The organism is Leptospira noumeaensis, from assembly GCF_004770765.1.
Lineage (GTDB): Bacteria > Spirochaetota > Leptospiria > Leptospirales > Leptospiraceae > Leptospira_A > Leptospira_A noumeaensis.
Genome location: NZ_RQFK01000026.1, coordinates 567,999 through 580,762 on the forward strand (window position 1 = coordinate 567,999; position 12,764 = coordinate 580,762).

At 38.7% G+C, this 12,764-nt stretch carries 9 protein-coding genes; all 9 read right to left on the bottom strand.

All coding sequences use genetic code 11. The annotated features are described in order from the left end of the window. Window positions 1–44: 44 nt before the first annotated feature. On the bottom strand, window positions 45–926 hold the full coding sequence (locus EHQ24_RS10800) for a transglutaminase family protein (protein WP_135602442.1): 882 nt from the start codon (window positions 924–926) through the stop codon (window positions 45–47). After that, window positions 919–3,453 carry a circularly permuted type 2 ATP-grasp protein gene (locus EHQ24_RS10805; protein ID WP_135601644.1) on the bottom strand — a complete coding sequence of 845 codons (2,535 nt, stop codon included), beginning with the start codon at window positions 3,451–3,453 and terminating at the stop codon, window positions 919–921. Before EHQ24_RS10805 ends, EHQ24_RS10800 begins: the two co-directional genes overlap by 8 nt. After that, the gene (locus tag EHQ24_RS10810) at window positions 3,454–6,711 is read right to left on the bottom strand and encodes a transglutaminase family protein (protein ID WP_135601645.1); all 3,258 of its coding nucleotides are present in this window, start codon (window positions 6,709–6,711) and stop codon (window positions 3,454–3,456) included. Window positions 6,712–6,713: 2 nt separating this feature from the next. Then, window positions 6,714–7,682 carry an alpha-E domain-containing protein gene (locus EHQ24_RS10815; protein ID WP_100743750.1) on the bottom strand — a complete coding sequence of 323 codons (969 nt, stop codon included), beginning with the start codon at window positions 7,680–7,682 and terminating at the stop codon, window positions 6,714–6,716. An 8-nt stretch (window positions 7,683–7,690) separates the two neighbouring features. Further along, on the bottom strand, window positions 7,691–9,115 hold the full coding sequence (locus EHQ24_RS10820; protein ID WP_100743749.1) for a circularly permuted type 2 ATP-grasp protein: 1,425 nt from the start codon (window positions 9,113–9,115) through the stop codon (window positions 7,691–7,693). Between the two features lie 178 nt (window positions 9,116–9,293). Then, entirely contained in the window at window positions 9,294–10,043 is a 750-nt protein-coding gene (locus EHQ24_RS10825; protein WP_135601646.1) for an SDR family NAD(P)-dependent oxidoreductase, read from the bottom strand. Window positions 10,044–10,064: 21 nt separating this feature from the next. Then, window positions 10,065–10,631, bottom strand: a complete 567-nt coding sequence (locus EHQ24_RS10830; RefSeq protein ID WP_135601647.1) for a YqgE/AlgH family protein — start codon at window positions 10,629–10,631, stop codon at window positions 10,065–10,067. Continuing rightward, window positions 10,631–11,593, bottom strand: a complete 963-nt coding sequence (locus EHQ24_RS10835) for a Gfo/Idh/MocA family protein (RefSeq protein WP_135601648.1) — start codon at window positions 11,591–11,593, stop codon at window positions 10,631–10,633. Before EHQ24_RS10835 ends, EHQ24_RS10830 begins: the two co-directional genes overlap by 1 nt. A 24-nt stretch (window positions 11,594–11,617) precedes the next feature. Beyond that, entirely contained in the window at window positions 11,618–12,745 is a 1,128-nt protein-coding gene (dnaJ, locus tag EHQ24_RS10840) for a molecular chaperone DnaJ (RefSeq protein WP_135601649.1), read from the bottom strand. Between the last annotated feature and the right edge of the window lie 19 nt (window positions 12,746–12,764).

The following is a 12,764-nucleotide window of genomic DNA, read 5'->3' on the forward strand; positions in this document are numbered from 1 at the left end:
TTTTTAAAAATTAGACAGGCATACGGAGAATTAAAAAAGAACATTCAAATTAATTCACGGATTACATCCACTTCGACTTTTAATTTATGTTTTCCACCACCGAACAAAATTCCTTTTAATGGGGAAACGTCCGCGTAGTCACGTCCAATTGCCGTGATGATATATTCTTCGGTAATGATTTTTCCATTGGTAGGATCAAAATCCATCCATCCAAATGTAGGACAATAGACAGAAACCCATGCATGTGTAGCGTCACTTCCTTGTAATTTTTCTGTTCCAGGAGGAGGCAAAGTTTCTAAGTATCCACTCACATAACGAGTCGGAATCTTTAAGGAACGTAAGGCGGCAATCATCAAATGTGAAAAATCCTGACACACACCTTTTCTTTCATTTAAAACTTGATCAATGGGAGTGTTGATACTTGTAGCTTTTGGATCATACTGAAATGTTTGGTAGATGTAAGTTGTCATCTCCAATGCAGCAGCGTAAACTGGTTTCCCTTCCGTAAAAAACATTCGAGCAAATTCCGAATAACTTTGTTTTGCTGCGATAAAAGAGGAAGGTTGAATGTATTCAATGGATAAGATATCTGCATCTAATGTTGATTCATGGATGAGAGAATAGATACTTTCCCAAGGAGTCGATTTATACAAATCGATTCCGGAGGATTGGTGCGTTCGCACTGTTGATTCAACCACAACCTCTAAAAAACGATGCGGATCCTCTACTGAAAAAAGAAATACCTGGTTTCCAAAATAATCTCTGCGAAAAGAAGAAACAACCGGTTTGGGATTTACAGTCACATGTGTTCTAAAACAATCTTGGTGCGGCGAGGTCAAAGGATACATATGGGCCATATTATGGCAATAAGCAACTGTATCGTCGTAACTGTATTTAGTTTTATGAATTACTTTAAAATCAGCCATTGCCATCACCGATCCTAGTTTGTTCTTCGGTATAGTTAAAGTATCTTGATGCCAATGCATCAGATAAATTTTTCAAATGGTTGTGTAATTCTTCTAACCAAATAGAAACAGATTCCAACGGGTTTTCCGATTCAAAGAAGATGGATATATCTTTCATTTTAAAATGAGTATAAAGTTGTAACGCAGCACGATCTTCTGAATACACAACCTTCTCATTTTTCCCTGGCAAAAATTTAATGTCTGAATTGATTTGTTCTAGTTGATAAGCAAAAGACCTTGGATTTGTTGTATCAAATAATAAAATATCCAAAACAGACTCTTGGTCAATTTTCCCACTATATCGTCTATTGTACGTTAAGCGAATATCGTTAATTCTTAAAAAAGTCTCAAAAGATGCTTTGTCCCGAAAACTATCCCACCGAATCATACCTTGTAACATCAAAATCATATTGATTGATCTTTCAATTCGGCGACCCAGGTTGAGGAAATACCAACCAGCTTCCCGACTCATATTTTCAAAAGATAAACCTGTTAGAGATGATAAGTTCAACACTATCTTCTGTAAAAAATCGATGATCTGATCATACGAATCAATTTCATGTTGAGACTGATCTTCTAAATGAAGGAGAATTTTTTTCATATCATCAGACAAACGATCCCTGACAGATTTTGATGCCATCACCAAACTTCGTAAATGAAATGCTAAACTCCCAATAACTCCACGATCAGAAGTCAACCGTTGTAGTTCAGGAAATGGGTTTAAAAATAATTCTCCTGCGTCATCTCCTAGAAATCCTGGATAACTATTGGTTACCTGTGTTACTAGTTTTAATGAGTTCTCTAAAGATTCTCTTTCGTAACCGTCTTCTACTTGTAAAATTTTATAAACAGCTTCTCGTATGACTCTTGTTTGGTTTTCTGATCGTTCCAAATACCTTGCCAACCAGAATAAATTATCAGCCACACGACTGGGGACTCCGGAACTTTTCCTGGAAATCATCACTTGGTCTGATTTTGGCACAAGTAAAGATTCTTCTTTTTGTGTTTCGGTTGCGAGAACCCAAAGGTCTTTACTCCAAGCTCCTCTTTGGCTCGTAATAAAAAAATCATCCAAGGAAGGAGATACTCTCACTAAACCACCAGCCATAGTTTGATAACCAGAGCCGGAGGAAGATACAAAGGTTCTCATGATCGCTCGACCAGGTCGAAACCCGTTTTCACCTAACACTGGCACTGTGGCAGAAGCAATCATTTCTTGTGCAATAAAACGATTGGGAAAAGATTTTAATTTTTGTAAAAATGAATCCTTTCTATCTCCACTCAGTTCAATAAAGGTAACCGGTTTTTCTTCATCTGTCCGCGACACTGTTTTAAAAACATATTTTTCCGGATTTTGTAATACCAATTGGAAATGTTCTTTTGTTCCCATCCAATAGGTAGGAGCCATAGGAAGGATTAAATCTTCTCCTAAATAAAAGCGGCATAAATCAGAATAAAAAGGTAGTAAGGCACGATTTTCTAAAAACCCAGTTCCAATGGGATTGGCGATTTTTACATGTCCTGAACGAACTGATTCCAAAAGTCCAGGAACTCCCAAAAGTGAATCCCCTCTTAATTCCAATGGATCCATAAAATCATCATCAACACGCCGCAAAATCAAATCGATCTGTTGTAAACCTTCTACGGTTTTCATATAAACTTTATTTTTTCTAACAGTTAAGTCTTCACCTTGAACCAGTGTATAACCCAAATAACCAGCTAGGTAAGCATGTTCAAAATAGGTTTCATTGGAAGGCCCTGGAGTCAAAAGAACAATCACAGGCTCGCGCCCAGTAACACCCGCTAGTTGAGTCAATGATTTACGCAGAGACCTAAAATAAACTGCAACACGATGCACCATAGCATCGCGGTACATACTTGGAAAAATTCGAGATAAAACAATTCGATTTTCTAATGAATATCCAGAACCAGAAGGAGCTTGGACTCGGTCATTTAAAACATAAAAATTGCCATCAGCAGCGCGAATTAAATCACAAACAAAAAATAAAAGAGCCGGGTTTTTAGTAAGGAAATGATTGGAATCATACATTCCATCACAAGCACGCAAAAACGATGTTTCATTAAAAAGAATTTCTGAAGGAATTTTTTTCTCGTATAACAGGCGTCTTTTGGAATAAACATCTCTGACAAGGGCATCGAGTAAATCCGCGCGTTGGTTTAGCCCTCTTTCTAATACACGCCATTCTTCACTTTCCATAACCAAAGGAAACAAATCCAAATCCCAAGGTCTTTCCTTTGCTTCTGGTGAGTCCGATTGGTATAAATTATAAGTAACTCCGTTTTCTCTAAGAATACGATCTGTATCTCGTCTGCGATTGACAAGTTCTGCAGGTCCTAACTCTTGAAATGATTTGACTAAGAATTTATATTTATTTCGGATTTGGCCTTCTGCATCATAGAGTTCATCATAAACTCCAGGTATCGTTTTATAATTTCCGATTAAATGATAAGGGTCTTGAGTCATCATCTACTTGAATGTTACCATCCTAAGATCCAAGGTTGATGGGAAGGCTTTATTTTCCAATCGAATTGGTGGAAGGCTTTTTCCAATCTTGTGTCCGTGAGTCCAAAAACGAGAGATCCTTCTGGATTCTGCTTCATACCCGTTGATTGGGATGGTTTGGTAAGACAATCCTCCAGGATGAGAAACATGATAAGTACAACCTCCAAGTGCCCTATGATTCCAAGAATCGTAAACATCAAACACTAAAGATTGTTGCGCAGGTATTTGTGGATGTAAAGTAAAAACAGGAGACCAAGCCTTAAACCTGACACCCGCAACAAATTCGTTTTGAACGGAAGTAGGTTGTAGCGGAACTTCGTACCCATTACAACTCAGTCGGTATCTCTCTGGATGAAAGCCTTTTACTTTAACTTGGACTCGTTCAGTGGCGGAATCCACACCTCGTGAAGTTCCTTGTGCCGTGTTCTCTTCACCAAGTACGTTCCAAGGTTCAAGTGCCATTCGTAATTCAATTTCCATTCCATCCAAATAACAAATTCCATATTGAGGGAATCTAAATTCAAAAAAAGGATCAAAGTCTTTAGATAAAAATCCAAAACCACTATTTTGTAAATCTTGAATTACTTCTTTAAAATCACGGTACACAAAGTACGGTAACATAAATCGATCATGTAACTCTGTATTCCAATTGATAGGATTTCCATAATACGGATCTTCCCAAAATTTACAAATGATAGCCATCATAAACGCTTGTTGGATGACACTCATTTGATAATGAGGTGGCATTTCAAAAGCACGCATTTCAATTAGCCCCAAACGTCCGGTAGGTGATCCGGGATCAAAAAGTTTATCGATAGAAATTTCTGTTCTGTGAGTATTTCCAGTGATATCAATTAAGATATTTCTTAACACTCGATCCAACATCCAAGGAGGTGTATGACGACTGGAATCAATTTGTTGGAAAGCAATTTTTAATTCATGTAATGAATCATTTCTCGCTTCATCAATTCTAGGTGATTGAGAAGTAGGACCGATGAACATTCCGGAAAACAAATAAGAAAGACCAGGATGATTTTGCCAATAGGCCACCAAACTTCGCAAAAGTGAAGGTTTTCTTAAAAAAGGACTATCACCAACAGATGCACCACCAAGTGTGATATGATTTCCACCACCTGTGCCAGAGTGGCGACCATCGATCAAAAATTTTTCTGCAGTCAATCGCAGTTGCGTGGCTTCTTCATATAGAATTTGCGTTTTTTCTACAATTTCTCCAAACGAAGAAGATGGATGGAAGTTAACCTCAATCACTCCAGGATCTGGTGTGATTTTAAAACGATTGAGCCTAGGATCATGAGGAGCCTCGTACCCTTCTAAAACAATCGGTATATCAGTTTCTAAAGCTGTTTGTTCGATTGCATAAATAAGCCTGAGCCAACCTTCCAAAGATTTGATTGGTGGTAAAAAAACTCGAATGTTTCCATTTCTAGGTTCCACACAAAGAGCTGTTCTAGTGTGTAATTCTCCAATAGAATAACTATAGTTTGTTGCCAAAAATGGAGACTGACCCAATTCTTTTGCCTTTGGTAAGGAAGGTTTTGGTGCCGCTGGGTCTTCCGGATAAGGATAATATTGTTTTCCACCTAAGGAATGTAAGGGTAGCCTGAGTCCAATGGGAGAATCTCCAGGAATTAAAAATAGTTTGCCTCTGCGAAAACTCCATTCGTCCGATATCCAAGCAGACAAAGATACATCATAGTCCAATGGAATGGTATAACCAACCTCTCGATGTAAACCAGAATCAATCACTTTTAAAATTCGTTCTCGTTCCATTTTATCATAAGTATTTAAACCATCCAACATAAGTTCGGTTTCGGTTGGTAAATTTGCTTCTTGCCATAGATAATACAAATTATCTTCGTAAGCTGTGTGAATTGATTTAGATGGAATGTTTAAACGACTTCCAAGAACACTAATGAATCTTCTTGCATCTTCAGTAGTTGCAGATCCCGTATAACGATCGTCAGCTAGTAAATAGGGATGGTTCCAAATAGGTTCGCCATCTTTTCTCCAATATGAAATCATCGCCCAACGAGGAAGTGGTTCCCCCGGATACCATTTCCCTTGGCCATATTGCAAAAGTCCACCAGGAGCAAAATGTTTTCCCAGACGTTTGATAAGTTGTTCTGATTTAGAGTACTTTTCAAAACCTAAGGCATCAAAATTCCATTCTGGTGCTTCCCTATTTTCAGTGGAAACAAACGTGGGTTCACCACCAATCGTAAGCCTGATATCATTTTTTCGAATTCGTTTATCAATGGAATCACCCAATCGAATGATCCGATCCCAATCTTCACCTTGGTAAGGTAAGGTGACACGTGGTGTTTCTAAAACTCGTTCCACGCCCATATGAAAGGAAAACTCTGCTTTGGCTTTTTCCGCAAAACCATAAATAGGTCCTGCTGATTCCGGTTCTGGTGTTGCTGCCAAAGGAATATGACCTTCACCAGTAAATAAACCCGAAGTAGGATCAAGGCCTACCCATCCCGCACCGGGAACATATACTTCTGCCCAAGCATGTAAATCAGTAAAATCAGATTCCGCACCAGAAGGTCCATCGAGTGACTTTACATCTGCTTTTAATTGGATCAAATAACCAGACACAAATCTTGCAGCAAGACCCATATTTCTCAAAATTTGGACAAGTAAATAAGCAGAATCACGACAAGAACCCATTCTTGAAGAAAGTGTCAACTCTGGTGTTTGGATTCCGGGTTCCATTCGAATCACATAACCAACGTCAGAGTATATTTTGGCATTTAATGCTACTAAAAACTCAACCGTTCTTCTTGGAGTTTTATCGATTGTTTTTAAGTACGGTGCGAGTAACTTCCCAGGTTTTTTAACTTTAAGATAAGGAGCCAGTTCCTTTTTTAGTACCTTATCATATGTAAAAGGAAAGTTCTCCGCATACTCTTCTACAAAAAAATCAAAGGGATTGATTACCTTTAAATCGGTGACTAAATCAACAGCTACCTGCAAAATATTTGTTTTTTCAGGAAATACTAACCTTGCTAGATAATTTCCAAATGGATCTTGTTGCCAGTTGAGAAATTTTTGTTCCGGTAGTATATTGAGTGAATATGAAACTATATGATTTTTAGTATGCGGTGCCGGTCTCAGCCGAATCACATGAGGAGACAGTTTAATCGACTTATCATACTGGTAGGTTGTGATATGGGAAAGGGCAACTCTTATACTCATAGTTAGTTTGTAAAAAATCGTTCCACAATTTTGGAACCTATATGATTGAGTTCTATCTGAATATCATCTAAATATTCATGTAGACCTTTATCAAAAATGGATTTGATATTTTCTGATCTCAAACGATTCAAATAAACTGTCGTCGCATCTTGCGCTAAGTTCCTTGGCAAACCTTCTTTAATTCCAGAAATTTTATCTAGAGCCTCTTGCATCTCTTGGATGCAGAAAAAAATCGATCTAGGAAAAGTTTCATTCAAAATCAAAAACTCAGCAATATCCGTTGGATCGACACGTTTATACTTTTGATTGTACATCTCATGTGCAGAAGCCGATTTCAAAAGGGATAACCACTGTAACAAATCTAATGTTGAACCCACATCATGAACGGACGGAAGTAAAATGAAATACTTCATATCTAGAATTCTTGTGGTTTTGTCTGCGCGTTCCAAGAACCTTCCAAGCAAGGAAAAGTTCCAAACCTCATCATGAGAAATGGTAGCGTCAGAACATCCATAAAAACTTTGGCAACTTTTTCGTACTGTGCTGAGAAAGTCGGAAAGTCCCATGGAAAGTGTATCTCCATGAATTTCAGAACTTTCCATATACACTTTACGATAGTCTTTTACAAAGAGATAAAACTCATTTAACACTTCCCACATAGAAGTAGAAATATTCTCACGAATGGTTCGTGCATTCTCTCTTGCTCTAGACAAACATTGAAAAATGGAATTCGGATTCTCTTCATCAAAGGTCATAAACCGTATGACATTGACCGGACTAGGACTAGAGTATCTTTTTTCAAATAACTCAATGTCACCTGTTGTATGTACGAGAGGCAACCATTGGTTGGGAACCTCTTCGTGCAAATCTAAAGATAACTGGTGATTGACATCAATAAACCTCGAGTAATTTTCTGCCCTCTCGATGTATCGATTCATCCAAAAAACTGATTCGGCAACTCGGCTTAACATATAACACCCTATCCTAAAACCCAGGTGTCTTTTGAACCGCCTCCCTGGGATGAATTGACCACAAGTGATCCTTTACGGAGTGCCACGCGAGTGAGCCCACCTGGCATTACATAAATATCTTTTCCGTACAAAATGAACGGTCTTAAATCAACGTGCCTTGATTCGATTTTATCTGCAATGAGTGTAGGCACTGTAGAAAGATTTAAAACAGGTTGAGCAATGTAATTTCTTGGATCCGCTTTGATCAGTTCCTTAAAATCTTCTTGTTCTTGTTTGCTTGCCTTTGGACCGATGATCATTCCGTAACCACCAGCTCCGTTGGCCGCTTTTACTACTAAGTTATGAATGTTATCCAAAACAAATTTTAAGTCGGCTGCTTCAGAACAAAGGTAAGTAGGAACATTAGGAATGATCGGCTCTTCACCTAAGTAGTATTTAATGATCTTAGGCACGTAAGAATAAATTACTTTATCATCAGCAACACCCGTTCCTGGAGCATTAGCGAGAGCTACGTTCCCTCTTTTGAATGCTTCAAAAATTCCTTTCACACCAAGTAAAGAGTCTGGTCTGAAAGTGGATTGGTCCATAAAGGTATCGTCAATTCTACGGTAAATCACATCTACCTTTCGAAGACCTTTGGTTGTTTTCATATATACTTTGTGATTTTCAACAATGAGATCAGATCCTTCAACTAGATACACACCCATCTTTTGTGCTAAAAAACTATGTTCGTAATACGCTGAGTTAAAAACACCGGGAGTCCAAACAGCAATCACTGGATCAACAACATCTGTTAGGTTTTCTAACATAGATCTTAGGTGGTAAGGGTAATCATAAACTTGGCGAATGTTTAATTTTTCAAAAAGTTCGGGAAAGGTTCGTTTCATTACTTCCCGATTTTCCAATACATAAGAAACTCCAGATGGACAACGTAAATTATCTTCTAACACATGAAAGGCGCCCGCACCATCACGCACCAAGTCTGTTCCTGTAATATGAATCCAAATATCTTTTGGAGGTTTGATCCCGATACACTGCTTGAGGTATCCAGAACTCGATTCAATCAATTCCCGAGGAATGATTTTATCTTTTAAAATTTTTCCTTCACCGTAAATATCTGTTAAAAATAAATTGAGAGCCTGGATTCTTTGTTTCAGTCCTTTTTCCATACTGATCCATTCTTCACTTGGAACAATACGAGGGATGACATCAAATGGCATAATCCTTTCTTGTTCTCCACCATCACCATACAGAGTAAAGGTGATCCCTAGTGACATTAAAGCCCTTTCCGCCGAGCTACTGCGTTTTACGAGTTCGATCCCACCCAAACTCTCCATTTTTGTTTTTACGAAGTCATAACTTTTGCGAGGAAAACCTTCGCTGGAAAACATCTCATCATATATATTTTTGGCACTATAGTCGGCGATAAACATGGGGGTACCCTCTGCTTACTTAGTTAGCAATATTTGTACCAAATGGATGAAATGACCAGAAAGGATGGATTTCTTCCCCATCCGACATAAGTCCGTTAAACGAAGGGTTGTATCTGTTTAAAAAGTAAGCACCAGTAAAGAATCGAAGGAGACGGTGTATATAAAGAGTACGAAATGACTAATTTTCAGAGGTCGGGGCCAAATCAGAGGGCGCAATTTTTCTTTTTTTCTCCTGTTTGAGTCGAAATACGTAGGCTAAACTTCGGAAAAAATGTAAAAATGGCAAAAAATTTAATAAAATTCGATTTCCGAATTGGTAAAAATGTTCATATCTACTTTTTTTCGGGCGTAGGACTGATTGAAACACTCGTTTTGCCAATCGGCTTGGATTGGAAAGTTTTGGTTCCAGAGCAATGATTCGGGAGAACCGAAACTCTCTTCCCATTTGTCCACGGAAAGAATCCCAAAAATAATCCAAAGCAGATTTAGAAGAACCATAAAGTCCAAATCCAGGGGTTGGAGTTTTGCTTAAATCAGAACTAACTACGACTATATGAAGCCCCACAGAAATTAAATTGGTTAATCGTTGTATGGTGTGGATGGGAGCTAAGGTGTTTGCGTTAAAAAGGATTTTTAATCTGTTCCAATCTTCTTTTTCGTCTTCCGCATAAGTGATTTGTTCGGAGTTTAAAATAAAAACATCAATTTTATCTAATGTTTCGATGGCCGATTCAATCAACCGTTCCATCTGTTCGGGTTTGGATGGATCGATTTTGTACTTTTGTAGATTTGGATGGTTGGGAATTTCCTCAGGGTTTAAATCGCCGACTACAACTAATGCACCTTCTTTTAGAAGAAGTGGCAAAAGTTCTTTTCCCAAAAGAGAAGAACCTGAACAAAGTACAATCTTTTTCGACGAAAGTTTCATAACACGGAGTCAATAAGTGGATCAATTGAGAGATGGATCTTTTGTATGGTCAACAAAGTATTTGTAGATTCCACCTTTGTTGCGGAGGGCCTCTCGCCAAACAACCTCAGACTCACCTTCGCTAAAAACGATCGATTCGTCTACTAAATCCGATACAACCCAAGATAACCTTTCAAATTCACTTTCCAATTGGCCCGACGACCAACCTGCATATCCTTGCAAAACACGAAACTGAATTTGATCTGAGGATAAAACTTCAATCATCGTGTCAAAACTTCTGGCCATATAAATGCCAGGAACAATTTCTACACCAGGATCTTCTGTTTGTTTTCCGTTATGAAGGATTGATACGAACATATTGTCCACTGGGCCACCAGAGAACACTTGTTTGCTGGCATAAGCCGTTTCTGGAAGATTTTTGATTAATGATTCCATGGTTTGGTCAGTTGGTTTGTTTAAAACCAGACCAAAGGCCCCGTCGTCGTCATGATCCACCATAAGGACAACGGATTTGTGAAAAAAATCCTGAATCACACTAGAATTGGAAATCAGTAACTTTCCGCGAGTTGAATCAGGATTATTTGTCATTATTTTTTTCCGTGAATTTCTTCCAGGATTTTGTAAGCCACTTCTAATGTTTTAATATCAGAATCACCCTTCACCATAGGATCGGATTCTCCTTTGATACATTTAACAAAGTGTTCATGTTCCTGTTTGAGAGGGTTATCTTTATGAACAAAGATTTTTTCCACGATGGATTCTTGTCTGTATTTGATTTCACCACTTCCGAGTTGAGTGGTTGAACTTGCTTGTCTATGTAACTCAATTTCTTGGTTTGTAAAATCTAAAAATACATATGAATCTTTTTGAGAAATATTTAGAGTTCTTATTTTTGCTTGGGAAGCACGCGATGCATTTAGAGATGCAACACATCCATTCGCAAAAGTTAAAACCACACTTGCAATGTCTTCGTGATTTGAAACAACAGAAGATCCAACAGCCTTCACTTCTTTTACTTCAGACTTTACTAAGTTCAAAACAATGTCAATGTCGTGAATCATCATATCCAAAACCACACCGACGTCAGTGATACGACTGTTATAAGGTGCAATCCTTCTAGATTCAATGAGGAGTGGGTGTTCAGCAATTTTTCCAAGTTCCAAAACAGCACCATTGAACCTTTCCACGTGTCCCACTTGCAAAATCAAATTGTTTTGTTTTGCTAGGTTTACAAGTTCTTTGGCTTCTTCTACAGTTTGTGAAATTGGTTTTTCTACCAATACATGTTTCTTTGCAGTTAACGCTTGTTTAGCGATTTTGTGATGTAGGAACGTTGGTGCTGCAATGACCAAAGCATCTGTTTCCGCTAACAATTCTTCAATTGTTGCGAATGCTTTTGTTTTGTGTTTTTCAGCAATTTGATTTGCACGTTCCAAGTTGGCATCAAAAATTCCGATGAGTTCAGCATCAGAAAGCTGTTTAGCAACGTTTACGTGGTATTGGCCCATATGGCCAGTACCTATGACTCCGAGTCGGACTTTTTTATCCATAGATGCTCTCAATACTCCAAAAGTTCAGCGGAAAAACAACTTAGATTTTCCGCCACTGCCGACCTTTTCGCCGGACTCACGGGCAAATTCTTCCATCAGTTCTCTCTGTTTTTTAGAAAGTTTCTTAGGAATTTCTACTTTAATGATTACGTGTTGATCCCCTTTGCCATAAGAACCAAGGTAAGGAATTCCATGTCCTTTCAATCGGAAGATTTGTCCACTTTCTGTTCCTTCTGGAATTTTCAAGTTGATGGTCTTTCCGTCAATGGAAGGCACTTCAATCTCACCACCTAGGCAAGCCATGGACAATGAAATTGTTTTTTGAACAATTAAATCGTTCCCTTGGCGTTCGAATGTTGGGTGTTTTTTGATATGAGTGACTACATACAAATCACCACTTGGACCACCGTTAGGACCAGACTCTCCCTCGCCAGAAACTTTGAGTCGGCTACCCGATTCAACACCTGCAGGAATTTTAATATGAATGGTTCGTCTTTTCTCTGTTAGGCCCTCACCTTTACAAGTTTTACAAGGATTGGAAATAACCTTTCCTTTTCCTTTACAACGAGGGCAAGTGGTTGTCACACTAAAGAAACCTTGGGTTCTTCGCACCTGGCCTGTTCCCGAACAATCGGGACAAACTGTAGGTGAAGATCCTTTTGATGCGCCTGAACCTGAACAATCCACACAGGTTTCAAGTCTTGGAATTTCAATTTTATATTCTTTTCCAAGAGCAGCGTCTTCTAAACTAACTTCTAAATTATAACGGAGATCCGATCCCCTTTGAGGACCGGACCTTCTTCCACCACCGCGGCTACCGCCACCACCTCCGCCTCCGAAAAACTCACTGAAGATATCACCGAAGTCACCAAAGATATCGGAGAAGTCTGTATAAGCTCCTGCACCATATCCTCCACCGGCTCCAGCGTTTACGCCTGCTTTACCAAATTGGTCATAAGCTGCACGTTTTTGCGCATCACGTAACACTTCATAGGCTTCTGTTGCCTCTTTGAATTTTTCTTCCGCTTCTTTATCACCCTTATTTTTGTCAGGGTGATATTTAATGGCTAACTTACGATAGGCGCTCTTGATCTCATCATCAGAGGCACCTTTCGAAACGCCTAATACTTCGTAGTAACCACGGTCGCTCATAGTTTTACTTCTTTTTCTC